Origin of the sequence: Litoreibacter roseus, from assembly GCF_009811795.1 — a bacterium.
GTDB lineage: Bacteria > Pseudomonadota > Alphaproteobacteria > Rhodobacterales > Rhodobacteraceae > Litoreibacter > Litoreibacter roseus.
This window is the reverse complement of record NZ_BLJE01000002.1, coordinates 1243092-1268388: the sequence shown is the minus strand read 5'-3', so window position 1 is coordinate 1268388 and position 25297 is coordinate 1243092. Positions and strand designations below refer to the sequence as shown.

The 25297-nt window shown below is 59.9% G+C and carries 25 protein-coding genes; 14 read left to right on the top strand and 11 right to left on the bottom strand.

Annotated features, from left to right (window positions below):
• Window positions 1-3: 3 nt before the first annotated feature.
• The 7 genes from KIN_RS13270 to KIN_RS13240 all read right to left on the bottom strand — a co-directional run bounded on the left by KIN_RS13270 (window position 4) and on the right by KIN_RS13240 (window position 6867).
• Window positions 4-1962, bottom strand: a complete 1959-nt coding sequence (locus KIN_RS13270; protein WP_159807668.1) for a bifunctional 2',3'-cyclic-nucleotide 2'-phosphodiesterase/3'-nucleotidase — start codon at window positions 1960-1962, stop codon at window positions 4-6.
• 84 nt (window positions 1963-2046) lie between these two features.
• Complete coding sequence (locus tag KIN_RS13265; RefSeq protein WP_159807666.1) at window positions 2047-2736, bottom strand: ABC transporter ATP-binding protein; 690 nt, start codon at window positions 2734-2736, stop codon at window positions 2047-2049.
• Window positions 2733-3482: an ABC transporter ATP-binding protein gene (locus tag KIN_RS13260; protein ID WP_159807664.1), complete on the bottom strand. Its 750-nt coding sequence runs from the start codon at window positions 3480-3482 to the stop codon at window positions 2733-2735. The genes KIN_RS13265 and KIN_RS13260 overlap by 4 nt, the downstream gene beginning before the upstream one ends.
• A complete protein-coding gene (locus KIN_RS13255; protein ID WP_159807662.1) occupies window positions 3475-4458 on the bottom strand; it encodes a branched-chain amino acid ABC transporter permease in 984 nt (327 codons plus the stop codon). Before KIN_RS13255 ends, KIN_RS13260 begins: the two co-directional genes overlap by 8 nt.
• Window positions 4455-5375, bottom strand: coding sequence for a branched-chain amino acid ABC transporter permease (locus KIN_RS13250; RefSeq protein WP_159807660.1), 921 nt, complete (start codon window positions 5373-5375; stop codon window positions 4455-4457). Before KIN_RS13250 ends, KIN_RS13255 begins: the two co-directional genes overlap by 4 nt.
• Window positions 5376-5447: 72 nt before the next feature.
• Window positions 5448-6596: an ABC transporter substrate-binding protein gene (locus KIN_RS13245; protein ID WP_159807658.1), complete on the bottom strand. Its 1149-nt coding sequence runs from the start codon at window positions 6594-6596 to the stop codon at window positions 5448-5450.
• 34 nt (window positions 6597-6630) lie between these two features.
• A complete protein-coding gene (locus tag KIN_RS13240) occupies window positions 6631-6867 on the bottom strand; it encodes an Lrp/AsnC ligand binding domain-containing protein (RefSeq protein WP_159807656.1) in 237 nt (78 codons plus the stop codon).
• 167 nt (window positions 6868-7034) lie between these two features.
• On the opposite strand from KIN_RS13240, the gene KIN_RS13235 reads away from it, so the two are divergent.
• The 11 genes from KIN_RS13235 to KIN_RS13185 are packed head-to-tail and all read left to right on the top strand — an operon-like array spanning window position 7035 to window position 19292.
• Window positions 7035-8087: a C4-dicarboxylate TRAP transporter substrate-binding protein gene (locus KIN_RS13235; RefSeq protein ID WP_159807654.1), complete on the top strand. Its 1053-nt coding sequence runs from the start codon at window positions 7035-7037 to the stop codon at window positions 8085-8087.
• 27 nt (window positions 8088-8114) lie between these two features.
• Entirely contained in the window at window positions 8115-8627 is a 513-nt protein-coding gene (locus KIN_RS13230; protein ID WP_159807652.1) for a TRAP transporter small permease, read from the top strand.
• Window positions 8627-9964, top strand: coding sequence for a TRAP transporter large permease (locus tag KIN_RS13225; protein ID WP_159808069.1), 1338 nt, complete (start codon window positions 8627-8629; stop codon window positions 9962-9964). Before KIN_RS13230 ends, KIN_RS13225 begins: the two co-directional genes overlap by 1 nt.
• Window positions 9964-10743: an IclR family transcriptional regulator gene (locus tag KIN_RS13220; RefSeq protein WP_159807650.1), complete on the top strand. Its 780-nt coding sequence runs from the start codon at window positions 9964-9966 to the stop codon at window positions 10741-10743. The genes KIN_RS13225 and KIN_RS13220 overlap by 1 nt, the downstream gene beginning before the upstream one ends.
• Before the next feature lie 21 nt (window positions 10744-10764).
• Window positions 10765-12852, top strand: coding sequence for a 3-hydroxyacyl-CoA dehydrogenase NAD-binding domain-containing protein (locus tag KIN_RS13215; protein ID WP_159807648.1), 2088 nt, complete (start codon window positions 10765-10767; stop codon window positions 12850-12852).
• Window positions 12849-14024, top strand: coding sequence for an acetyl-CoA C-acyltransferase (locus KIN_RS13210; RefSeq protein ID WP_159807647.1), 1176 nt, complete (start codon window positions 12849-12851; stop codon window positions 14022-14024). Before KIN_RS13215 ends, KIN_RS13210 begins: the two co-directional genes overlap by 4 nt.
• 21 nt (window positions 14025-14045) lie before the next feature.
• Window positions 14046-15239 (top strand): acyl-CoA dehydrogenase family protein, encoded by a 1194-nt coding sequence (locus KIN_RS13205; RefSeq protein ID WP_159807645.1) that lies wholly within the window; start codon window positions 14046-14048, stop codon window positions 15237-15239.
• Between the two features lies 1 nt (window position 15240).
• Complete coding sequence (locus KIN_RS13200; RefSeq protein WP_159807643.1) at window positions 15241-16374, top strand: acyl-CoA dehydrogenase family protein; 1134 nt, start codon at window positions 15241-15243, stop codon at window positions 16372-16374.
• Complete coding sequence (locus tag KIN_RS13195) at window positions 16355-16786, top strand: PaaI family thioesterase (protein WP_174239120.1); 432 nt, start codon at window positions 16355-16357, stop codon at window positions 16784-16786. Before KIN_RS13200 ends, KIN_RS13195 begins: the two co-directional genes overlap by 20 nt.
• On the top strand, window positions 16783-17793 hold the full coding sequence (locus KIN_RS13190; RefSeq protein ID WP_159807641.1) for an NAD(P)H-dependent flavin oxidoreductase: 1011 nt from the start codon (window positions 16783-16785) through the stop codon (window positions 17791-17793). Before KIN_RS13195 ends, KIN_RS13190 begins: the two co-directional genes overlap by 4 nt.
• Complete coding sequence (locus KIN_RS13185; protein WP_159807639.1) at window positions 17790-19292, top strand: class I adenylate-forming enzyme family protein; 1503 nt, start codon at window positions 17790-17792, stop codon at window positions 19290-19292. Before KIN_RS13190 ends, KIN_RS13185 begins: the two co-directional genes overlap by 4 nt.
• A gap of 15 nt (window positions 19293-19307) precedes the next feature.
• Here the strand turns inward: KIN_RS13185 and KIN_RS13180 are convergent, their stop codons facing one another.
• The gene (locus KIN_RS13180) at window positions 19308-19772 is read right to left on the bottom strand and encodes a hypothetical protein (protein ID WP_159807637.1); all 465 of its coding nucleotides are present in this window, start codon (window positions 19770-19772) and stop codon (window positions 19308-19310) included.
• A gap of 648 nt (window positions 19773-20420) precedes the next feature.
• Between KIN_RS13180 and mobC the strand changes: the two genes are divergently transcribed.
• Together mobC and KIN_RS13170 are read left to right on the top strand one after the other, a co-directional pair.
• Complete coding sequence (gene mobC, locus KIN_RS13175) at window positions 20421-20876, top strand: plasmid mobilization relaxosome protein MobC (protein WP_243144918.1); 456 nt, start codon at window positions 20421-20423, stop codon at window positions 20874-20876.
• Window positions 20873-22297 carry a relaxase/mobilization nuclease domain-containing protein gene (locus KIN_RS13170; protein ID WP_159807635.1) on the top strand — a complete coding sequence of 475 codons (1425 nt, stop codon included), beginning with the start codon at window positions 20873-20875 and terminating at the stop codon, window positions 22295-22297. Before mobC ends, KIN_RS13170 begins: the two co-directional genes overlap by 4 nt.
• Window positions 22298-22338: 41 nt before the next feature.
• Here the strand turns inward: KIN_RS13170 and KIN_RS13165 are convergent, their stop codons facing one another.
• Together KIN_RS13165 and KIN_RS13160 are read right to left on the bottom strand one after the other, a co-directional pair.
• The gene (locus KIN_RS13165) at window positions 22339-22791 is read right to left on the bottom strand and encodes a hypothetical protein (protein ID WP_159807633.1); all 453 of its coding nucleotides are present in this window, start codon (window positions 22789-22791) and stop codon (window positions 22339-22341) included.
• Window positions 22788-23024: a hypothetical protein gene (locus tag KIN_RS13160; RefSeq protein ID WP_159807631.1), complete on the bottom strand. Its 237-nt coding sequence runs from the start codon at window positions 23022-23024 to the stop codon at window positions 22788-22790. Before KIN_RS13160 ends, KIN_RS13165 begins: the two co-directional genes overlap by 4 nt.
• Before the next feature lie 543 nt (window positions 23025-23567).
• Here KIN_RS13160 and KIN_RS13155 point away from each other — a divergent pair.
• On the top strand, window positions 23568-23747 hold the full coding sequence (locus KIN_RS13155) for a hypothetical protein (protein WP_159807629.1): 180 nt from the start codon (window positions 23568-23570) through the stop codon (window positions 23745-23747).
• On the opposite strand, the gene KIN_RS13150 is transcribed toward KIN_RS13155, so the two are convergent.
• Window positions 23744-25228: an RES family NAD+ phosphorylase gene (locus KIN_RS13150; protein ID WP_159807627.1), complete on the bottom strand. Its 1485-nt coding sequence runs from the start codon at window positions 25226-25228 to the stop codon at window positions 23744-23746. The genes KIN_RS13155 and KIN_RS13150 overlap by 4 nt on opposite strands.
• Window positions 25229-25297: the final 69 nt, after the last annotated feature.

The following is a 25297-nucleotide window of genomic DNA, read 5'->3' as shown; positions in this document are numbered from 1 at the left end:
CAGCTAAAGCGCGATCCGAAAGCGGGAGAACCCGTCCGGCCCGTCACCCGCAGGCTCGATATCGACGCCCTCAACCGTCTCAACATATTCCGCCGCACTTGGCCCTGTGTCGAACAGCACACTCGTGTTCGGCATAGGTGCGAAGGTCCAGTTGGCATCGGCGCGCGGGCTGATCGTTCCCTGTTCGACAATATAGCGGACGATGACATCGCGGTTGGTATCCGGTCCCTCGAATATGATCGTGTCGCCGCCTGCACCAGGGAAATCGCCACCCCCGCCGGCGCGGTAATTGTTCGTCGCCACCACGAATTGCGCCTCTGGATCAATCGGCGCGCCATTGTATTGAAGGTTTTGAATGCGGTTGGCATCGGGGTTGATCAGACCGCCCTTTTCATCAAATTTCGAAGGCTGCCTCAGATCGATCTCATAGGTCACGCCGTCCACCACGTCGAAATTGTAGGACGGGAAGTCAGGGTTCAGCAGTACCTGATCCGCCTCGCCCGGCGCAATCTGGTTGAAGATCCCGGCGGACCGTTCCAGCCAGTCCTTGACCTGTGCGCCCGTGATCAGAACCGCGCGTGCCGTGTTGGGATAGAGGTAGAGGTCCGAGACGTTCTTGATCGCCACGTCCCCTTTTGGCACGTCCGTGTAATACTCAGCGCCGCCCCGGCCCCCGGCCTTGAAGGGCGCAGCCGCAGACAGCAGCGGCAGGTCCGCGTATTCCGTCCCAGCCAGCATCTGCGCGATGTACCAGCTTTGCGCGATTGACACGATTTGGACCGACGGATCGTCCGCAACCAGCGCGAAGTATGAATGCAGCGGCGCATCCGTCTTGCCGACCGCGCGGCGCACATATGCCAGCGTCGCTTCATGTTCCGCGCGCACGCTGTCCAACACCGCCTCGTCACTGTCGACCAGCGCAGTGATGGAGCGGTCTTCGTTGCGCTCGGAAATCGGTCGCGCTTCGCTGGTGTGGTTCACAATCTTCCACGCGTTGCCGGACTGCTCGATCATCAAATCAATGAGCCCCAGATGGGATCCCCAGAAGCCCCCCATCGCGGCAGGCTTGCCGTGGATCGTGCCTGCTGCGGTATCAACACCTGCAATGCCATCGTAGGAGGAGGACGGGAACACTTGGTGGTGGTGCCCGGTCAGAACGGCGTCGATCCCGTCCAACGCCGCCAACGGCACCGAGGCATTTTCCATGCCGTCCGAGTGTTGCGCAGGACCGATCCCCGAATGGCTGAGCGCGATGATCAGGTCTGCGCCCTGCTCTTTCATCTGCGGTACATAGGCTTGGGCCGTCTCAATAATATCGCGGGCCTGCACATTGCCCTCTAGGTGGCGACGATCCCAGATCATGATCTGAGGCGGGACAAACCCAATCAGACCGACGCGGATTTGATGGTCCGCACCACTCCCATCGGTCACAGTGTGGTCCAGAATAACATAGGGTGGAATGAAGGTCTCATCCTGTGTCGGGCTACTGCCAAGGGTCTTGATCACGTTGGCAGACACAATCGGAAAATCAGCGCCAGCCAAGGATTTCGACAGGAAATCAAGGCCGTAGTTGAACTCGTGGTTGCCAAGCGTGGAGGCGTCGAAACCAAGCGTGTTCATCGCCGTGATGATCGGATGCGCGTCGCCTTCCTTCATGCCGCGCTCGTAGGCGATGTAGTCGCCCATCGGATTGCCCTGCAGGAAATCTCCGTTGTCGATCAGCAGTGAATTGGTCGCCTCGGCACGGATGGCCTCAATGATCGACGCAGTACGGGCCAGACCAACCGTATCACGCGGTTTGTCGGCATAATAATCATAAGGGAACACATGGACGTGCAGATCCGTAGTTTCCATGATCCGCAAATGGGCCTGATTGGCGGCGGCACGTGCTGAAAACGGGTGCAATGCAATAAATCCGGCAGTGGCGCCCATAAATCCCCGACGCGTGAAAAATGCAGACATGAAGACGCTCCTTTAAAGTATGACACGGAAAAGATTAAAGCAGAAACGTAACAGAACTTAAGAGATTCTTCATCTCCTCGGCTGCTAAACGCCGAGATATCTGTCCGCGAGCTCCGGCGTGACGTCGTTGAAGTCTCCGGCCCAGACGGTCTTTCCCCGCTCGAGGATAACGGCCCGATCTGCGGCGGTCCGCAATTCGGAAAGGCTCTTGTCGGTCACCAGAATAGCCAGCCCGCTGTCCCGCTTCAGCGCGCGGATCGCGGCCCAGATTTCCTGCCGCACCAAGGGGGCCAACCCCTCGGTCGCCTCATCCAGAACCAAGAGCCTTGGATTGGTCATCAAGGCCCGCGCGATGGCCAGCATCTGCTGCTCCCCCCCAGACAACGATACCGCCAGCTGACCGGCCCGTTCGCCAAGTTTTGGAAAGAGATCCGTAGCTGTCCGCAGGGTCCAGTGACCGGGACGCGCAGCCGCGATTAAATTCTCGGTAACGGTCAGGTTGGGAAAACACCGCCGTCCTTCAGGCACCAAGCCGATGCCCAACCGCGCAACCTGATGGGACTGCAAGTCAAGGATCGACTGACCTGCAAAGCTGATCGTCCCGCTTGAGCAGGGCAACAATCGGCACAGCGTCTTGATCGTCGTGCTTTTCCCCATGCCATTGCGGCCCATTAAGGCCACAACCTCACCCTCAGCCACCCGCAAGTCGACGCCGAACAGGGCCTGACTGGCACCATAATGCGCCTCGACCCCAACAAGGTTCAAAAGGCTCATAGCAGATCACCGAGATAAGCTTCGCGCACATCGGCATTGGACCGGATCTGGTCGACCGACCCGCTTGCGATGATCTTGCCATAGACCAGCACCGATATGCGGTCTGCCAAGGCGAAAACGGCGTCCATGTCATGCTCCACTAGCAAAATAGGTGCCTCTTGGCGCAACCTGCCAAGCAATTCAGTCATCATCCGCGAACCGTCCGTGCCCAATCCGGCCATAGGCTCGTCCATCACCAGCGCCTTCGGGCGCAGCGTCAGGGCAATCGCCACGTCCAACTGCCTGCGTTGCGCATGCGACAGCTTCGCCACGCGGCGGGAGGCGACAGCCGACAATCCCACGCGCTCCAGAACGGTTCGCGCGCGGTCCTCTGCGCTGCGGTAGGACTTTGCCCCACGCCAAAGCCCCAACCGAGGCTGATCAGTGGACAAGACCCCAAGCAGCACATGCTCCAGCACACTATCTTCCATCGCGAGCGTTGAGATTTGAAACGTCCGCGCCAGCCCAAGTTGCGCCCGCGCATGAACCGGTAGTTCTGTGACATCCGCCCCATTCAGAACGACCCGGCCCCGGTCAGGCTCGATCGCACCGCAGATTTGACCGATCAGCGTGGACTTGCCCGCCCCGTTGGGACCGATGATCGCGTGAATTTCCCCGGCCCGCAGATCGAGCGAGACGTCCTCGCTGGCCATCACGGCACCGAAGCTTTTGCTCATACCCTCAGTGCGCAGGATCACGTCAGTCATCACCGGACCGCCCTTCAGTCAAAACGCCGACCAGACCGCCCCGGGCAAACAAAACCACGCCCAGAAGCAAGGCGCCCAGATAGATATGCCAGTAGTCCGAGACGCCCCCCAGAAGATGTTCCAGCAAGATGAACAGCGCCGCACCGGCCAGCGGCCCCATCACGCGGCCCACACCGCCCAGAATGACGAACACCATGATCTCACCACTGGTTTGCCAGCTGAACATAGTGGGGCTGACGAAGCGGTTGAGGTCAGCAAACAGCGCGCCCGCTAGCCCCGTGATCGCGCCAGAGATCACAAAGGCGGTCAGCCGCAATCTAAACGGATTTTGACCAATGGCTTGCACCCGCGCCGTCGATTGGCGTGCCGCGTTCAACGCAAGCCCGAAGGGCGATGTCCTGAGCCTGAAACTGACCAGCAGCGCAAGCACCAGCACTCCAAAGCACACAAGAAAATACTGGATCGGATCCAGCGTATTAAGGCCGGGAAACCCGTTGCGCACATAGATCGACAGCCCGTCCTCGCCGCCATAGGCAGGCCAGCTGATCGCGAAATAGTAAAACATCTGCGCGAAAGCGAGCGTAATCATGATGAAGTAGACGCCGCTCGTTCTCAACGACAGTGCCCCGATCAGCAACGCCGCGAGAGCGGACGCTAGAAGCGCCACCAGCCAGATGACAGGCATCGACTTGGTGCCTTCGATCAAAACGGGGGACTGCATCAGTGGCACATAGCTTTGCGCATGGCTCGCCAGAATGCCCATCGCATACCCGCCGATGCCAAAGAACGCCGCGTGCCCCAGACTGACCAGCCCACCCAGTCCCAGCGCAATGTTCAGTCCCACACCGGCAACAGCAAGGATTGCCACCTTCGTGGCCAGCGTGATCGTGAAGGGCGCGTCCGTCAGATGGGCATGAAGCACGACCAGCAAAAGCCCGGCGATCAGCGCACCGTTCAGAAGTTTTTCAGAGATCATGCCCGCATCCCGTACAGACCGTGGGGCCGCCAGATCAGCACCACCGCCATCAGCAGGTAGATCAGCATAGACGCCAAGGCAGACCCGACCGCCGCCGCATCCGACGGCGCCATGAACAGCCTGAGGGCCTCGGGCAGCAAGACGCCGCCCAGCGTATCGGTAAGCCCCACCAACACAGCCCCCACCAGCGCGCCCTTGATTGAACCGATGCCACCGATGACGATGACCACGAACGCTAGGATCAGAACCGGCTCCCCCATGCCGACCTGAACCGACTGGATGGCGCCCACAAGCGCGCCCGCAAAGCCTGCCAACGCCGCACCAAGGGCAAAAACGAGAGTGTAGAGCTTCGAGATATTCACGCCCAAGGCGGCGATCATCTCCCGATCACTTTCGCCCGCCCGGATCTGGATGCCCAGCCGCGTGCGCGAGATCAGGAAGAACAGACCCGCCGCGAGGGTCAGACCTACCGCAATCAGCGCCAGACGGTAGCGCGGATATTCGATCCCGCCGGGCAATCTTACCGAGCCTGACAGCGCGTCCGGTATATCGAGATACAGCGGGAAAGAGCCGAACACCCAACGCGTCGCCTCCGAGAAAATGAGAATCAGCGCAAATGTCGCGAGCACCTGATCCAGATGATCCCGGGTGTAAAGCCGCCGGATCACCACCATTTCGACCAGCGCGCCCGCAGCGGCGGCGGCCGTCAGCGCCGCGATGATCGCCAAGGTGAAGGATCCCGTGGCTGCCGCAATCGCCGCCGCCGCGAATGCGCCGATCATGTAAAGCGACCCATGGGCCAAATTGATCAGCCCCATGACGCCAAACACCAGCGTCAGTCCTGCTGCCGTCAAAAACAGCATCACGCCGGACTGCAGCCCGTTGAGCACCTGCTCGAGAAATAGCAATAGGGTCATAGATGGGAAATGAGGATCACGCTCAGGGGGCTGGGTCGGAGGCGGGCACCGCTGATGGGCGCCCGCCTGACCTTACATGTTGCAGTCTGCGGCGTAGACATCCGAATGCGCACTCAAAGCGGTGCCGATGATCTTGTTTGTGAAGACATCGCCCTCCTGAATGACTTCACGTACATAGATGTCCTGAATCGGGTGATGATTGTCACCAAAGGCAAAGTCCCCACGGGTGCTGTCGAATTCAGCGGCCTTCAGGGCGGCCCGAAACGCATCCGCATCTTTTACGTCAGCCTTGGCCATCGCGCTGAGCAGCAGGTTCGCCGTATCGAACCCCTGGCTTGCGTAAAGCGACGGAAGCCGACCGTACTCGGCCTGAAAGCTCTCGACAAAGGCCGCGTTGGTTGGATTGTCGATGTCCTTGTTCCACTGGGATGTGTTCTTCACCCCAAGCGCTGCGTCGCCAACCGCTTGCAGGATGCCCTGATCAAAGCTGAAGGCCGGACCGATCACCGGGATCTCGACGCCGCTGTCCGCATATTGCTTCAGGAATGAAATCCCCATACCGCCGGGCAGGAAGAAGAACACGCTGTCAGCCCCAGAAGCGCGAATTTGCGCGATCTCGGCGGCGTAATCGGTCTGGCCCAGTTGCGTGAAGACCTCGCCCGCCAGCGCGCCACCGTATTGGCGCTTGTAACCCGTCAGCGCGTCCTGACCCGCAGGATAGTTCGGCGCAAGGATGAACGAGTTCTTGAAGCCTTCGCTCTTGGCGTAGGCGCCCGCGGCCTCGTGCAGGTTGTCGTTCTGCCATGCCACGTTGAAATAGTTTGGATGGCATCCCTTACCGGCCAAGGCGGACGGTCCGGCGTTGGGCGACAGGTAGAATTTGCCTTGTGCCGTTGCCGCCGGGACCACTGCCATTGCCAAGTTGGACCAGATAATCCCGGTCAGCACATCGACCTTTTCGGACTGGATCATCTTGTCGGCCAACTGTACCGCGATTTCCGGCTTGCGCTGATCATCTTCGATGACGACCTCCAGCGCGTCGGTGTTCGCCTGCTTGACCGCCAGCATGAAGCCGTCGCGCACATCAATGCCCAGCCCGGCACCGCCGCCGGACAGCGTTGTGATCATCCCGACCTTCACCTTGCCGCCATGGCCGTCCGCCCCGGCAGATGTGCACAGCGCAGCCAATGCCAGCGCAGCCCCGATTGATTTGAAATTCACGTGGTTCTCCCCTTGGTTTCGTGCAGCGTCTTTTTCAGAACGCCTTGAACGTCAGTGTTGTGAGTGTCCGTTCAATTCCCGCTATGTCCAGCAGGTTTTCGTTAATATATTTACCTGTATCTTCCTCTTCAGGAATGTAGAGCTTGAGGAGCAGGTCAAAGTTTCCGCTGGTTGAATACAGTTCAGAGTGAATTTCCCGCAGGACGATCTGATCCGCCACAGCATAGGCGGTCCCAGGTTTGCAGCGGATCTGTATAAAAACGCATTTCATTGAGTGCTCCCGTTTTATGGAAAGAAAAGCCCGATTGGCACCCGTGTAAAGAGAAGATTGTATGCTGCAGAGCGGCGTATTTCCCCGATTGCGAGGCAGTCACGTGACTGCTACCATTTTCATATATCAAAAATGTTTTCCGCATAGCGGAAATGGGAGGATATAGAATGACCATGTTTGCCAAAGTTTGTGCAGCAACCCTTGCGCTTGGCCTGTCGAGTGTCGGCAGTCTTGCCGAAACAGTTCTCATCCACGGCGAGGCGGGCCCCAACCGCGGCGCACGGGCGGCCGCACTCCAATGGTTCGCGGACGAGCTGGAAAGTCGCTCTAACGGCGACATGCGCGTCGACATCCAATGGGGTGGCGCGCTCTTCAAGGCGAACGCGGCGCTGCCGTCCATCCGGGATGGCGTGGCTGATATGGGTACGGTGATTTCGGTCTATTATCCGCAGGAACTTGTCAGCTACGGCATCGCGGATCTTCCGATCGACAACCCTGATGCATGGGTCGGGATGCGCGCAACAGATGAATTGATGCGCACCTCCGACGCGATCAAAAGCGATCTGGCTGACAAGGGGCTGGTCTATATCGGTACCTTCACCACCTCCGCCGTGAATATCGGCTGCAAGGACGCTGCCATCCGGACAGCCGATGATGTCGCGGGCCTGAAAGTGAGGGGCGTTGGCGCCTACGGAAAAGTGTTCGGCGAGATGGGTGCGAACATGGTTCGGATGTCAATTTACGAGGCATATCAAGGGCTTGATGTTGGCCTGATCGACTGTTCACAAGGCTACAGCTACGCCGTTGCCGCGCTCAAGCAAGCCGAGGTGATGGACAGCTACACGCTTCTGGACTGGGGACAGGTTGGCGGTGTCGGCATTTTTATGAACGAAGATGTTCATGGAAGCCTCAGCGCCGATCAGCAACAGCTTCTAGAAGAGGTCGGCTCTGACATGGCCGATCACTTCGGCCGGCTCATCACGGACGCCAATGCCAAAGCCATCGAAGACATGACCGCCGCGGGTGTCGAGATCATTGAACTTCCCGAGGAAGAGCGTGCGAAATTCCTGGAATTGGGCGAGCCGTTCATTCAGGCGTGGGCAGATACGGCCCAAAGCGTTGGCCTGCCCGGCACCGATCTTCTGAACGAGTATCAGCAGCTCATCGCAAAATACACCGAAGAACGGGACGCCAACGGCTACCCTTGGTTGGGGAACTAAGGCGAAGGCTGGATCGGGCGCGCACCCGTGCTTGGCAAGTTAGAGAACGTCCTTCTGGGGCTGGGCGCCGTCGCGGTCCTGGCCCTGGGACTTATGATCTCGGCCAATGTGGCGGCGCGGGCGCTGTTCGATACGGCGCTCCCTGACACGGTCACCTTTGTCCGGGAGATGATGGTGGCCGCAATCCTGTTTCCTCTGGCCGCCGCCACCGCGGCGCGCGCTCACGTGGCCGTCGAGTTCGTAACCAACTGGTTCGGACCACGCACCCGATCCTGGTTGATCGTCATGGGGTCGGTCATCGGCATGCTCGCCCTGACCCCGCTGCTTTTCGCAGGCTGGCGGGAGTTCTCCAGCAACTGGACCTCCGGTGGGTTCTTCTACGGCGACCTGAACCTGCCCAAATGGCCGGGACGGCTTCTCTTTCTGATCGGCATAGCCGCCTGCTGGATCCGATTGGCCGAGCTGGCAATCCGCGACACCCGCACCATTCTGTCCGGCGGCATCGTTCCGACCAACTCGGATGAGCAGGACACCGCATGATCGACCCTTCCACCATAGGTCTCATCGCGTTTGCGGCGGTGCTTGTCCTCTTGGCACTCCGGGTGCCGATCGCATTTGCGTTGGCCAGCGTGGCCACGATTGCCACCTTTTTCATCTTCGCATTCAGAACGGGCACCTTCATGCCCGAACGCGCCATTCGCGCGACGACATCTCTTGTCTATTCCAACTCCTTCGACCTGATCCACTCCTACGATCTCAGTATGATCCCCTTGTTCGTAGCGTTGGGTCATATCGCCTACCGCGCTGAAATCACGACAAAAATCTATGATGCGGCGAAGGTTTGGCTGACACGGCTGCCCGGCGGCGTGGCTATGGCCTCGGTGGTTGGGTGCGGCGGGTTCTCAGCGATCACCGGCTCGTCCATCGCCTGCGCCTCGACCATGGGCCGGATCTGCGTGCCGGAAATGCTGCGCATGGGCTATGACCCGCGGCTGGCAACGTCCAGCGTGGCGGCGGGCGGCACGCTCGGCTCCCTCATTCCGCCATCGGTCCTTTTCATCATCTACGGTATCTTCACCGAAACCTCGATCAGCCGCTTGTTTCTGGCGGGCGTCCTGCCGGGCCTTCTGACGCTGGCGGGGTTCATTCTGGTCATCGGCATCTGGGTCTGGCGCAACCCGGCCATCGCCCCTGTTGGCGATCAGGTCTTCACCCGGCGCGAGCGCATGAAAGCCGCGTTGGACGCATGGCCTGCCCTGCTGCTGTTTCTCGTCATTGTCGGTGGCATCTATGGTGGCATCTTCACCGCGACCGAGGCTGCAGCCGTCTGTGTGGTCGCAACAGCCCTTATCGGGTTCGCCCAGCGGAAACTCACACTAAGCGGCCTGTGGGAAAGCCTCAAAGAAACCTGCATCCAGACCTCCGCAATCTTTTTCATCGCCGCGGGCGCAAAGATTTTCGTGGCTTTCATCGCGCTCACGGGTGTCGCGCCGACCATCGTAAGCACCGTGACCGCAGCCGAGCCATCCGTGATTGTTCTGATGTTGGCGATTGCCCTGATTTACCTTCTCTTGGGCATGTTCCTGGATCCCATCGGGATCATGGTCCTGACCCTACCTCTGATGATCCCGCTGGTCGAAAGCTATGGCCTGAACCTGATCTGGTTCGGCGTGGTCGTCATAAAACTGCTGGAGATCGGGCTGATCACACCGCCCGTTGGTCTCAACGTGTTCGTCATTGCCAATGTGGTGGGGCGTGAAGCGCCGATTGACCGGATCTTCGCCGGAATTGCCCGCTTCCTGAGCGTCGACATCATCGTTCTGGGGCTGATTATGGCCTTCCCGATCATCTCACTTTTGCTGCCCATGGGGATGTGATGAACGTGCGCAGCAACCCTGACCGCAGATTTGCAAACACGCTGGCGCGGGGCCTTGGTCTGCTGCGTGCCTATCGTGCTGGCGACGACGGCCTGACCCATTCCGAACTGGCCGCACGCACCGGTCTACCCAACAGCACCGTGTCCCGCTTGACTTTCACCCTCAGCGAGTTGGGCTTTCTCAGCCATGAAGGCCGCAACGACCGGTATCGCTTGGGCCCGGCCGCGTTGGCCCTTGGAAATGTTGCAACGGCCTCTGTATCTTTCATCGATATCGGCGAGGCGTTGATGCAAAAACTGGCCAACGACACAGGCACGCTTGTGTCATTGGCCGTCAGCGATGACGATCGCCTTATGCTGGCAAAGACATGGCGTCCAAGCGGCACCGCCTCCATCTGGCTGGAACCAGGGCACCGGATTCCGGTCTACGGTTCGTCCTCCGGCCGGGCGATTGTCGCCGCGTTGGATGACGCCCGCTTTGAGGCCACCGCCCCCAGCGATGAAATGCGCAAATTCCGATCCGACGGCTACGGCGAGTTGATTTCCCGCGGGTTCACCATCGCGCCGCGCGATCTGCGCTTCTCGGACACGATCAATGCAGTCGCCGTCCCGTTTCACGCACAAGAATACGGCCAGCCCGTTGCCTTTTCCTGCGGCGCGTTGCCCAGCGTTCTGGATGACGCGCGGATGGAGACGACAATAGGCCCGCGCTTGCGCGATGCCGTGCGAGAACTGGAACAGATGACGGGCCGCAGTCCGGCCTTGGTCCGACGGGGGTAAGATGGAAATGGGGGACATGAAATGACAGCCGTTGAATACGAGTTGGCAGGCGACATTGCGGTCCTGACAATCAAGAACCCGCCCGTGAATGCCGCATCTCAGGCCGTGCGCGCAGGTCTGGTCACCCAGATCGAGCGCGCCGAGCGCGAGGCAAAGGCGGTCCTGATCGTGGGCGACGGACACACATTCATCGCGGGCGCCGACATCAGTGAATTTGGAAAACCACCGCAGGACCCGTGGCTGCCCGGCGTGTGCAGCAGGATCGAGGACTGCTCCCTGCCGGTCGTTGCAGCCCTCCATGGCACAGCGCTTGGTGGCGGGCTTGAGGTCGCCCTGGGCGCCCATTACCGGGTCGCGATAGGCAGCGCCAAGGTCGGCTTGCCGGAAGTTCATCTGGGCATCATGCCAGGTGCAGGCGGCACACAGCGACTGCCCCGCCTCACCGGAACCGAAACCGCGCTGGATATGATCACAACCGGCCGTCATGTCTCCGCAGCCGAGGCGCTGGAATTCGGCATTCTGGACAAGATTTCTGATGGCACCCCGCGCGACATCGGGCTGGCCTATGCAGAACAGGTATTGAAAGAGGGTAACGGCCCCCGCCCGACCCGCGACATGCCAGCGCCAGAGCCGGTCGATTTCGACGCATGGCATCAAAAACTGATAACCGCCGGAAAGGGCCAGATCGCCCCGGCCACTGCGGTCAGGGCTGTTCAAGCGGCCTGCGACCTGCCATTCGACGATGGTCTGGCGAAAGAGCGGGAGTTATTCTCCGACCTCATGAACTCGCCACAGCGCGAGGGGCTGATTCACGCCTTTTTCGCTGAACGCGCCGTATCCAAGCTGCCTGAACTCCAGGACGTGGTGCCGCGCGAGCTGACGCGGATTGGCGTTGTCGGCGGGGGTACCATGGGCGCGGGCATTGCGGGTGCGGCCTTATTGGCAGGGCTGTCGGTCACACTGATCGAACGCGACCGTGCGGCGGCAGAAAAAGCCGAGAAAACCGTCAATGCACTGCTGGATGGTGCGGAAAAGCGCGGCAAGCTCTCTCAGGCGCGGCGCAAAGATATCACCGCCGGGGCGTTTTCGACCGCCACCGACTACGCCGCCCTGTCAGACGCCGATCTGGTGATCGAAGCCGTCTTCGAAGATATCGCCGTCAAGAAAGAGGTTTTCGCGAAATTGGATCAGGTCTGCAAGGACAGCGCCATCTTGGCAACCAACACGTCCTATCTCGACATCAACGAGATCGCCGCGGCGACCAGCAGGCCGCAATCGGTTATCGGACTTCATTTCTTCTCGCCCGCTCACATCATGAAACTGTTGGAAATCGTCGTTGCCGACAAGACCGCGCCAGACGTGGTTGCAACAGGCTTTGCATTGGCCAAGCGCCTGCGCAAAACGGCGGTTCGCGCCGGGGTGTGCGACGGGTTCATCGGCAACCGTATTCTGGCGCACTATCGGATGGCCGTAGACAACATGGTGCTTGATGGCGCCAGCCCCTACGACGTCGACAAGGCACTGGTGAAGTTCGGCATGGCGATGGGCCCCTTTGCAGTCTCGGATCTGGCCGGGCTCGACATCGGATGGGCCACGCGCAAACGCAAAGCTGCAACCCGCGATCCACGCGAACGGGTGCCCACCTATGCCGACCGGCTCTGCGAGATGGGTCGGTTCGGTCAGAAAACCGGGCGCGGCTTCTACCTCTACCCCGACGGCGCGCGCAAGGGTGTCGAGGACCCGGAGGTTTTGGATCTGATCGCAGCAGAGCGCGCAGCCGCAGGTGTCACGCCACGCGCCTTCAGCGAAACCGACATTCAGACCCGTTTCATATGCGCCATGATCAACGAGGCCGCGCGGGTCGTCGAGGATGGCATCGCCCAACGCCCGCTGGACGTGGATGTGACGCTGATCGCAGGCTACGGCTTCCCGCGATGGCGTGGCGGGCCGATGAAATACGCAGATATGACCGGACTTGAGACCATCCTGGCCCATCTGCGCAACTTTGCGACCGAAGACCCGTTTTTCTGGCAACCGGCCCCTTTGCTCGAGCGCCTCGTGGAAAAGGGACGCACGTTTGAGGATCTCAATCAGGGGATGGATGTATGACACAGGCCGTGATCGTCTCAACCGCGCGCACCGGACTGGCGAAAGCCCACCGGGGATCGCTGAACAAGACCCACGGCGCAGAGATCGGCGGGCATGTCATCAAAGCCGCCGTGGACCGCGCCGGGATCGCACCGGATCTGCTGGAAGACTGCGTCATCGGCTGCGGTTTCCCCGAAGGAGCCACCGGTCGGAACATCGCCCGCCAATGTGCCATACGCGCGGGCTTGCCGGTCAGCGTTGGCGGCATGACGGTCAACAGGTTTTGCGCCTCGGGCCTGCAGGCCATCGCCACGGCAGCCCACGCAATCACCAGCGAAGGCGCCACGGCCATAATAGCAGGCGGGGTTGAAAGCATTTCGCTGACACAGCCCCCGCCGGTCGATGCCAAGGACGACTGGATCATGGCCCACAAGCCCGAGATCTACATGCCGATGATCGAGACCGCAGACATCGTGGCCCAGCGCTATGGGATCAGCCGCGCGGCACAGGATGCCTATGCCCTGCGCAGCCAGACCCGCATTGCCGCCGCACAGGATGCAGGTCTCTTCGCGGATGAAATCGTGGCCATGGAAACGGTGATGGCCCAGAAAAATCGCGAAACCGGCGAAATCAGCGACGTTGAGACGGTCTTGGACAAGGACGAATGTAACCGTCCGGGCACAACACTGGACGGGCTTGAGAAGCTTGACCCTGTGCGCGGACCGGACCAGTACGTCACTGCGGGCAATGCCAGCCAGCTCTCCGATGGCGCGGCGGCGCTGGTCCTGATGGACGCCGACACCGCCGCCCACGAAGGGATTGAACCTTTAGGTGCCTTTAAGGGGTTCGCCGTGGCCGGGTGCGAACCTGACGAAATGGGGATCGGGCCGGTTTTCGCGGTCCCGCGGCTGTTGAAGCGGCATGGGCTGACCGTCGAGGACATCGACCTGTGGGAATTAAACGAAGCCTTCGCCAGCCAGGCGCTCTATTGTCGCGACACGCTCGGCATCCCGGATGAACGGTGCAACGTCAACGGCGGCTCCATTTCCATCGGGCATCCGTTCGGGATGACCGGCGCCCGCATGACGGGACATCTGTTGCTGGAAGGGCGGCGGCGCGGGGCAAAACTGGGCGTTGTGACCATGTGCATCGGCGGCGGAATGGGCGCTGCCGGGCTTTTCGAGATTTTTTGATGACATTGAACGGAGGGTGAGATGGACCTGAACTACTCTGCCGAAGAACTGGCATTCCGCGAGGACGTGAAACAGTTTTTGTCCGATAACCTACCCGCCGCCTTCTCTGACAAGGTACGCAAGGGGCAATCGCTGACGAAGGCCGAACATGAAGACTGGCACGCGATCCTGAACGGACGAGGCTGGCTGGCCGGGAACTGGCCGGTGGAACATGGCGGCCCCGGTTGGAACGCCGTAGAACGTCATATCTTCGAGGAGGAGTGCGCCCTCGCATTCGCCCCCCGGATTGTTCCGTTCGGCGTGAGCATGCTGGGTCCGGTGCTCCACAAGTTTGGCAACGACGCCCAAAAGGCCCATTGGCTGCCGCGCATTCTCAATGGCGACGATTGGTGGTGTCAGGGATATTCCGAACCCGGCGCCGGGTCTGATCTGGCATCCCTCAAAACCAAGGCCGTGCGCGAAGGCGATCATTATATTGTCAACGGTCAGAAGACCTGGACCACACTGGGCCAGCACGCAAACATGATTTTCTGTCTGGTCCGCACGGACCCGGACGCGAAAGCGCAGGAAGGCATCAGCTTCCTTCTGATCGACATGGACACCCCGGGCATCGAGGTGCGTCCTATTATCCTGCTCGATGGCTCTGCCGAGGTGAACGAAGTGTGGTTCACGGATGTTAAAGTCCCCGTCGAGAATCTGGTGGGCGAAGAAAACAAGGGCTGGACCTACGCCAAATATCTGCTGACCCACGAGCGCACGAACATCGCGGGTGTCGGCTTCTCGACCGCTGGGCTTGAAAGCGTGAAACGGATCGCCCGGGCCGAGATGGCCGGTGGCAGACCTCTCATCGAAAATCCCCATTTCGCCGCGCGGCTCGCGAAGGTGGAGATCGATCTGATGGCCATGGCGACAACAAACCTGAGGGTGATCTCCAAGGCCGCGCAAGGACAGGCCCCGGGCGTCGAGAGCTCCATGCTGAAAGTGAAAGGCACGGTCATCCGACAGGATATCAATGACCTGGCCCGCCGTGCAGCAGGCCCCTACGCCCTGCCATTTGCCAGCGAGGCAGTGGACGGCATGAACGAGCCGCCCGTCGGTCCGGATTACGCGGCCCCCGTCGCCGCACAGTATTTCAACAACCGGAAGCTTTCGATCTACGGCGGATCGAACGAAGTACAGCGCCAGATCATCGCCAAATCGACGCTGGGGGTCTGAGATGGATTTCAATCTGACAGAAGAACGCCAGATGTTGCAGGACAGCCTGCGACGCTTCCTCAGGGACAAATACGACACGGAGACGCGCAACAAGATCATCGACAGCGAGACCGGTTTCAGCGGCGAGATCTGGCAGGAGATGGCAGAGCTTGGCGTGATTGGCGCGCTCTTCTCGGAAGACGATGGTGGTTTCGGTGGCGCAGGTTTCGACATCGCAACGGTTTTTGAAGAACTGGGTCGCGCAGGTGTCGTGGAGCCGATTCTTGACACTGCATTGCTGGCAGGCGGCCTGATCGCGGAGATCGGCAATGATACCCAGAAGGGAATGGTCGAACAGATCATTGCGGGCGAAATACATCTGGCCTTGGCCCATGGGGAGCCGGGCAGCAGATACGACCTGTCCCGCGTCACCACGACCGCCAGCGAGGTCGACGGCACAATCGTCTTGAACGGTCGCAAGTCCGTTGTCTCAAACGGGGGCACTGCGGGACACCTCATCGTCTCGGCCCGCGAAACCGGCGACGCACAGGATCCCGACGGGATTTCCCTGTTTCTTGTCCCGCCGGACACACAAGGCCTGCTGATCACAAGCTCGCAACTCATTGGGGGCGGACACTCCGCTGAGATTATTTTGGATGACGTCCACATCCCCGCCGAGGCTCGCCTTGGTCCCAAAGGCAAGGCATTCCCTGCGCTTGAGCATCAGGTGTCACGCGCGACCGTGGCCCTCTGCGCCGAGGCGCTCGGGGCGATGGAAACGGCTATGGCGCTGACCATCGAATATCTCGGGCAACGCAAGCAGTTCGGGCGCCCCATTGGCAGCTTTCAGGCGCTCCAGCATCGCACCGCCGATCTGCTGATTGAACTGGAACAGGCACGCTCCATCACCATACTTGCGGCGGGGCACCTGCAAGACGCCCGTGACATACGCGAGCGCCACGTGAGCGCGGCGAAACACCTGATCGGCCGGATCGGCCGCCAGATCTCCGAGGAAAGCATCCAAATGCACGGGGGCATCGCCATGACGCAGGAATATGCCCTCGCCCATTTCGCGAAACGGATCGTCATGATCGACCACAAGCTGGGCGACACCGACCATCATATGGAGCGTTTCATTGCCCTCGGCGCCGCTTGATCCAGACCCCAATGGCGGCTTGATCCGCAATGAAACCGGTCCGCAGCGGCTGATCGGATACGTGTTGGATGTCGGCCAACCGGACGGTCAGGCGCGCTGCTGGCTTGATCTCGGCCCCGAGCATCTCAACCGCCACGGCGTTCTGCACGGCGGCATCGCCACGACCCTTCTCGACAGCGCCAGCGGGGCCACTGGCAGCCTGACCGTCGATCCCTCGGGAAAGGCCCCGTTTCTGACGATCTCACTCAACACGCATTTTCTGTCCCCCGCCAAAGAAGGCCGCGTCACCGCCACGGGCAAGCTAACCGGCGGTGGCCGAAACCTTCTCTTCATCGACGGCGTGCTGCAATCGGAAGACGGCACGCTTATCGCGACGTCCCACGGCGTCTTCAAACGGGTGCCCCAGACATGAGCGCCGTCTTCGACACCGACCTGACCCGCAAATTCAGCTTGCGTGCGCCGGTGGTCGCAGGCGGTCTTATGTGGCTTGGCGATGCCGACTACGCAGCATCGGCGGCCAACGCGGGTATTCTGGGTTTCATCACCGCCGCCGGGTTTCCGGAGCCCGAAGACCTGAAGGCCGAAATCGCCAAGGCCCGGCATCTAAGCGGCGACCGCCCTTTCGGCGTCAATGTCTCGATGCTGCCAAAGCTCGTTCCCGGCGAAAAGACGGCTGACGTCTTCCGGCTGATTGCCGGCGAAGGCGTCGAAGTTATCGAGACGTCCGGCCGCAATCCCGAGCCTTATATGGACCTTCTGCGCGACCTCGATCTGTTCGTGATCCACAAAGTGCCCTCCGTCCGCTTTGCCGAAAAGGCCGCGACCCTCGGCGTGGACATGGTCTCGATCGTCGGCGCGGAATGCGGCGGCCACCCGGGCCTCGACATGGTCGGCAGCTTTGTCAACGCAGCGCTTGCCGCGCGCCGGTTGGACTGTCCCTTCCTGATCGGGGGCGGCATCGGCGACGGCGCACAGATCACCGCAGCGCTTGCAATGGGGGCGTCGGGCGTAGTGATGGGCACCCGCCTGCTGGTCGCCTCTGAACTGAACGCGCACGCAGATTACAAGGCAGCACTGATCGCCGCGACCGAACGGGACACCGCCCTGACCATGCGATCCGTGCGCAACACGATCCGGACGTTGGCGAATGAAACAACCGATCTGGTCACCCAGATGGAAACAGAAGACCCCGATATCGGGATCGATGCGCTGATGCCCCATGTGGCGGGAAAGATCGGGCGAAAGGCCTATGAAACGGGCGATGTGTCGCGCGGTCTCCTCTCGGCCGGTCAGTCCCTGGGAATGGTCAACCGGATCGCCCCCATGGCCGAGATCGTCGCCGAGTTGGAGACGCAGGCCCTCGCGGCCCGCAACCGCCTGCTGAGCGCAATGCCAATGGATCAGGGGGCGCCGCAATGACGCAAACCATCTGCGACCTTCTGAAGAACGCCGCCACGCGCAGCCCGGACAGCAGGGCCATCGAGGACACGAACGGCCCGAAATGGACCTATGCGGATTTTTCAAAGGCCGTCGAAAGCGCAAAGGCTGTGCTAGACACCCATGGCGTGGCCGCAGGCGACCGGGTTTTGATCATCACGGAAAACTGCGCCGCGGCCGTAGCCTTCGTCTTTGCCTGCTCGCAGCAGGGGGCGTGGGCTGTCCCCGTCAATGCGCGCCAAACCAGTCACGAAATTGACCGCGTTCTGAACCACGCCACGCCGCGGCTGGTGGTTTGCGCCAGCCTGACCTCGCCGGAAACGCAGGCCCACGCGCAACGTCTGGGGGCCACGCCCGTTGACGGAGCCTTCGGACAGGTCTCGGTCGCGACGCCCTGCCCGTCCAGCCCTGCGGTGGAGGACGGCGTCGCCGTTCTGCTCTACACGACCGGGACAACGGGCCAGCCCAAGGGCGTCATGCTCACCCATGACAACCTGATTTTCGCCGGTCAAGCCTCTGCGCATATTCGGCAAATCGCCCCCAGCGACATCGTCTATGGTGCGCTTCCAATGACCCATGTGTTTGGGTTGGCCTCCATGATCATGGCCTCGGTCACCGCCACCGCGACAATCCGGCTGGAGGCCCGCTTTTCCGCCCAGAAGCTGTTCGACGCGCTGCGGACCGGCGTCACCGTCCTGCCTGCCGTTCCCCAGATGCACGCGCTCTTGATGCAATACACCCGGGAAAACGGCCATGAGCACCTGAAGGACAGCGCCCTGCGCTACGTGTCATCCGGCGCCGCCCCGCTTGATCCCGTCTGGAAGCGCAAGGCGGAGGATTTTTACGGCATCGCCCTTCAAAACGGCTACGGCATGACCGAAAGCACCGCCGGGATTGCCTCGACATCGAACACAATCGGCGACCCGGATATCTCGGTCGGACATCCGCTGGCTGGCGTGGAGGTCTCGATTGATCAGACCGTTCCCGGCGGCGGCGATGGCATTGGCGAGGTCTTGACCCGTGGCCCCCATGTCATGCGCGGCTACTACCTGAACCCGGACGAGACCACCAAGACCCTCGACACGGACGGTTGGTTGCACACCGGCGATCTGGGGCGCATTGACGACAGCGGTTGCCTGCACATCCTTGGCCGCTCGAAAGAACTGATCATCCATGGCGGCTTCAACGTCTACCCACCCGAGGTCGAGGCGGCACTGAACGATCACCCCAATGTCGTGCAGTCCGCCGTGATCGGTCGTCCCACCTCTTCCAACGACGAAGAAATCCTCGCCTTCGTCCAAGAGGATAATTCGGGCGACCTCACCGTTGACGATCTACGCGATTTCATCCGGCCCCGTCTCACGGGCTACAAGCTCCCCGCGCGGATCATCCTGACAAAAGCCCTGCCCGCCGCGCCAACGGGAAAAATCCTGAAACACAAGCTACTGGACACCTTCACTGCGGAGTTGGGTGATGCTTAGGGAAGCGGCTTTGGTTCAGGCGTCAGCAACGTGACACTTCAGAAGCCGCATTTTCTTTGCGAAGCCTGCGTCGTCCAGAGCTTTGGCGAGGCGGTTGCTCAAGAAAACAGCGCGGTTCAATTTGGTGTCTAGCCAAAGATCTGGGCCGACCAGCGCCGTTTTATTCAAAGTCAGATCATAATCTTTGCCGTAGCCAAAAAGACCGAAGGATGTGCCCGGGGGCGCGTATTCCGACTCGGAAAATTTCGCAGATAAGCTGGGCTCAAAGGCCGCCTTCTTCTCGCAAAGGTTGAGAAATTCATGTCGCCCCGCAATAGGGGTCTTGCCATCATGCCGAAACAGCTCAACCGGGTAGAGCTTGGTTTGCCCCAGATCGAACTCTCGCAGGATATCAGCAACCTCTTTCGAGACAGCCCAATACCCTGCCGGACTGAATACATCCGGTACTTTTTTAGGTTCGGGTAATACTTCCCCGCCCACATCGTTTTTGGCAAGAGATCAGCGGATACAGGCAGCCCTTGCTTCGACTTCCGCAGCTCAGCCAGCGCACTTTCCCGATCAGTAGAAAAAATATCGCAGTCAAATCCGCGGGAAAACTCTGGATCAAACAGGACATCGCTGACCCAGGCAATTTGATCATCTGCCATGGCAAACCTCCCTCTTTTTCCGTTTTGAGGTCCCATGCCCGGCCGCACAAAACGCCGCCTCAGAACCCGCTATGTAGGCATCGCTAAGCGACGTTATGCGAGAGTTTAATCACCCGCAACGGCAAGTCTCGGTAACGCCTTGGCCCCGAAAACCCATGCAGATATCACGCACAAAACACCAACCCGACCGGACGCATACATTAAGATCACGATGCGCTTGAACTGTCTCAACGGATGACGTCAGCCTCTGCGGTCGGGCAATAATTCGCACGACGCGTGATCCTGCAGCCGCGAACCAAGCCCATCACTGCCCTCGAAACAGTCCGACGGAAGTCCGATAAAAGTCCGAAGCTTTTCCGAAAGCCAGATGCAGCGGATGATCACCAGAGCAGGAGGGGGTGTGAAATGGTGCAGCTAGAGAGAGAAACTTTGAACTCTCTCTTCGACACGCTGCTGATCTGGGAAAAGCATCTCACACAACATGATCTTATCGATCTGGGGTGTGATGATGAGCACTTCGGATAGAGAAAACAGCAAGTTAGGAACATCGCGGCGCAGCAAGAAGCTGCCGCCGTTTTCCCTGCGTCTGACGTTCGAAGAACGGGCGCGGTTGGAAGAACTGGCCGGAAGCGAGCCGCTGGGCTCGTATATCAAGCGCCGCGTGTTCAACGGCAAAGGCGGCGGTGGCAAGCGTGCGCGCTCGCGTCAGCGCCGTCCGATCAAGGATGAACAAAAGCTTGCCCAGGTTCTGGCCATGCTCGGACAATCGCGCATCGCCAACAACCTGAACCAACTCGCCAAGGCCGCGAACCTCGGCACATTGCCGATGATGCCCGATACCGAACGCGATATCCGTCGCGCCTGTGCCGATGTGGCACTGATGCGCCGCGAGCTGCTGCGGGCCTTGGGGCATCGTACCGATAGCGAGCCGTCATGATCCTCAAAGGTTCACAGCGCGGCGGTGCAAAGCAGCTTGGACTTCACCTCTTGAAAACCGAAGAGAACGAGCATGTCGAGTTGCACGATATCCGGGGGTTCATGTCCGAGGATGTGATCGGCGCGCTGCGAGAAGCCGAAGCGGTCGCAAAAGGCACGAAGTGCCAGCAATATCTGTTCTCGGTCTCGTTGAACCCGCCCGAAACAGAAAACGCCCATATCCAGACCTTCGAGCAGGCCCTCGCCGCCATCGAGGACAAGAATGGCCTGGGCGGGCAACCGCGCGTGGTCCTCTTTCATGAAAAAGAAGGACGGAGGCATTGCCATGCGGTTTGGAGCCGGATCGATGCCGCGACGATGACCGCCAAGCCGATGTCGTATTACAAGAACAAGCTGCGCGAGGTTTCGCGCCAGCTCTATCTTGAAAACGGCTGGCAGATGCCGCGCGGGCTGATCAATCCCAAAGACCGTGATCCGCGCAACTTCACCCTGGATGAATGGCAACAAGCCAAGCGTTCGGGCCGCAATGCTGGTGATCTCAAAGAGATGATCCAAGAGGCCTGGGCAACCTCCGATTCAGGCGCGACCTTCTCACACGCCCTTGAAGAGCGCGGCCTGTATCTGGCGCGTGGTGATCGGCGTGGCCATGTCGCTGTGACGTTCGAGGGCGAAGTAATCTCCATCGCGCGGGCGACGGGCATCAAGGCCAAAGACCTCAAAGCGCGGATTGGACAGCCCGAAACCTTGCGAAGCGTCGAAGACACGCGCAAGCGGATCGGCGAAGATATCCTGCCGCGTATCAAATCTCATATCGACGAGGCGCGGGCCAAGGCCAATCAGGACAAAGCGGAGCTGGATGAGCGGCGGCAAGAGTTGGCTCAAGGCCATCGCGAAGAACGCGCCAAGCTCGATGCGGGCCAAAAAGCCCGTGCGGAAACCGAGGCGCGGCAACGAGCCGAACGGCTGCGCACGGGCATTAAGGGGCTTTGGGATCGCTTGATCGGGCAGCGCGCCATGATCGAAAAACAAAACGAGATGGAAGCTCTCTGGGCGATGCGGCGTGATCAGGATCAGCGGCAGGCGATCATCAACGCCCAGCTTCAAGAGCGCCGGAAGCTTCAAGATGAAATCAAGGTCGCGCGGGCGCGGCATGCTCAGGCGCTGCGCGAGATTCATTTTGATGCGACGAATTACCGTTTGATGCAGCGCGGCCAAGAGCCTAAAGCCAAGCCGTCCTTCGAACAGACCCGGCCTCCATCCCCGCCGCAACCGCAAAAAGATCAAAACAAGCTTCGGCTTGATCAACTCCGAGAAAAGGCACCCGAACCCGCGCAGCACAAGGACCACACGCAAGAGCGCTTGCGCCGCCTGCGCGAAAGCAGGCGAGACCCACCCGATAGAGGGCCGGAACCTGACCGTTAACAACAAAGAAAAAGCGCCGCCAGTAATGGCGGCGCTTTCGGTTAGAGGGCATCGAACAGATCGGCTTGCTCGATGGTTTCGCTGTCTTCTTTGGGAAGGAACTTCACGCTCGGCCCGACAAGGATGAACTCGTGCTTTCCGCTGCGAACCCGCATGCCGTGGTAAAAGCCCTCGGGCTTGAACCGCTCGGCGTCTGGCAGGCAAGCGACCTCGTTATAGGTCGTCGGCTCGCCGCTGAAGAACCGCTCGGGCACAAGCCTATAGGCTTCGGCTGCGCGAAAGTCGCCGTAAGACTGCATTCCTGTGCAAACCCAAAGTGCATTCTGCCAGGCGAATGGTTTTCTGACCTTTCCTTCCATGCCGATTTTGTCGGCGCTGTAAGATGCGCTGATATCGCCTTCGCCGATCTGCCGGTCTCGCGAGTGACACCATGTGCCTGATGCAAGACGTGAGGGATCGACGCGATACTCCCTGGGCGTGACGGTGGCGCTCATGAGCGCCCCGCATCGTTTGCGGTTTCGGGGGCATCTTCGAGCGCCAGGCGCAGGACGATCCGGCCATTGATCGGACAGGTGTCGAGCTGAAGGGTGTAGCCCCGCCCGTCCTTGTGCCGCCATGCGGCTCCGACCTTGTTCCAGAAGGATTTGTCGTTTCGGTTGGTGACGTGCCACGCCAGATAATCGGGTGCATTGAGCGGCTGGGTTTGGTTGGTGTTTTCGCGTGCCATGGTATGTCTCCTTTGCTTGGGTTGGCTTGCTAACGCCCTCCCGTCGCGCCGAAGGCAAAGGATCAGGGTTCATGCTCAACACGGCTGTCGAAGACAGGTGGTGCGGGCAGGACATTGAATGCTGAGCCGCATTCGGCCAGGGATTTAAGGGCTCTTGGTGCAAGTCCCCTCAAGCAAGGATGATCAATGCCACCTGCAAAAACGCGCAGGCCTGCCAAACGCGTCCGCGAGCGCACCGGCCTGCTGCGTGTCACCACGTCAACTTCGATAAGAAAAGCAAGTCTTTGAACAAGATCGCACCGCACTGAGCGCAGGGGCGCGTACCCATCGGCATGAAAGCTTATGTCCGTTCGACCGCATGCGTATCAGACGTTGATACGTCCACCCCCGTCAAACCGGTAGCGGCGTGCTTCAAACGCTTCTCTCCATCTGTTCCAAAGAGATTTCCCGATCCATCAGGGCCTTCACTGGCCATGGATGATGTGTGCGGGGCCGAAAGGCCCTGAGCGGTTCGGGGCCTCCTTGAAACATAGGAGGATAGCGATGAAACTCGTCTCACGATTTGAAGCGGCATCCCGCAGCACGGCAGAACTGCACGGCCTGTTGGCCAAAGCATTCAACGCCTTTTGCGCAGCGCCGCGCAGTAGCGCCGAGCGCCATGATGCTCTTCAGAGCATGCGCAATATCGAAGATGAACTGGCGACCCGCTCGCCAGGTTTCTAACGGGCTCGCGGCTGGCTGTTAGGCTGGCCGCGCTTTTCGAAGCGATGCCGCCGCACTGAATGACTATTCGTTTCGATCTGGACCGCGTTCACTCCATGCACACGCAAGGATTCAACATCGATCCTCAATGCCGCATTTCTAGGGTCTGCATCGAACCATTCATCCCAATCTCCCAATACAGGTTCAAAAATTCCCGGCCTCCGTTCTTCGGTTTCAGCCTCATCTTCGGTGGGAGGAACTTCCTCGCTCACATGGAAGTCCGGCTCCGGGCCATCTTCATAGTTGGTATATGTACGGGCACTGATTTCAGTACCTTCGGGTATGTCCAACTCTTCGCATCGCGATGATTTATGGAACAGAACCACGTTCACCCCATTCCCCCCGACCTGGACGGAGGGGAACAGGATTCCATCAAGCGGTACTTGGCCTTCTGTTGACAGGTAATCGGCGATGGCCTGCGTCGGCAGATACTCCATTTCCTGATCATCGGGCATCACGGGACGCGCCATGCGTCTGGAAAGAGTTCTTAAGAACATCATTCTTCCCAAGCGATGGGCATAGTCAGGATCGAAGATGCTTCCGCGCTCATGAACATCGACCAGAGCTGAAAGGTCAAGAAGCCTCAGCGGACGCGTGATCTCGAAGCGTGCCATGGCAACCCAGCTTCCGACTGGCGGACGGACTTCTGCCAGAACGATTTCAGGGGCGGTTGCGCCGTAGAACGCCGAGATACCGCGTGCATTCATCCGGCCTGCGCCAGCCGCCCATGCCGGTGGCGCTGCGAGTTCTTTGTCGGGACGTTCCATCGCCTTTTGCAGTGGGGGCTCTGATTGGAACACCCGCCCACGGAACAGGTGGGTAAGTTCGGTATCCGGCCCGACATCCATGACGAGCGAGCGCCCGTCATGGGTGCGCATTTCGTCGATCCGGTCAAAGAGGTCGCCCAAATGGGAAGCGGCGGTGCGGCTGAAAAAGCGAGCTTCGGTTTTTATGAGGCGAACAAATTCCGTCCATTGCTCTTGCCATTCATGATCGCCGGGCATGATTTCTTCATAATGGGCATCGGATGAAAACTCATCCTCAATCCCCATCTTTGCATTCTCAATATCATAATGACGGAATTCCAAGATGGCTTGAATATCTTCGGCAATCTCCTCTGAAACACTGACAGCATCCGCGATGGCATAAACGGTCTGCTCGCCTTCACGATCCCAATCGTAATCAATTTCCTTGTCGCGCAGCATCGCGTATTGATATGAGTTGGGCTCATCCGATGTGCGCGAATAATGGGTCTCAAATGCAGCTTCGACCCGATCCGCCAATTCTTCAAGCGTGATGCATCCAAGCTCTTCACCGCAATACGAACACTCGTCTTCTTCACCTTCGTGTTCGACGCAGTTTGAAAGATAGGTCTCGCCGATACACCCGGCGCAAATCTTCTTTTCTTCTAGCTCGTCAGATTCATCTTTTGTTATTGGCATGTTCTGCTCTCATTCCCTCGAAGAGGGTACTGGTTTGGAGAGGTCGAAGGCAAGCCTGAAGACTTTCAA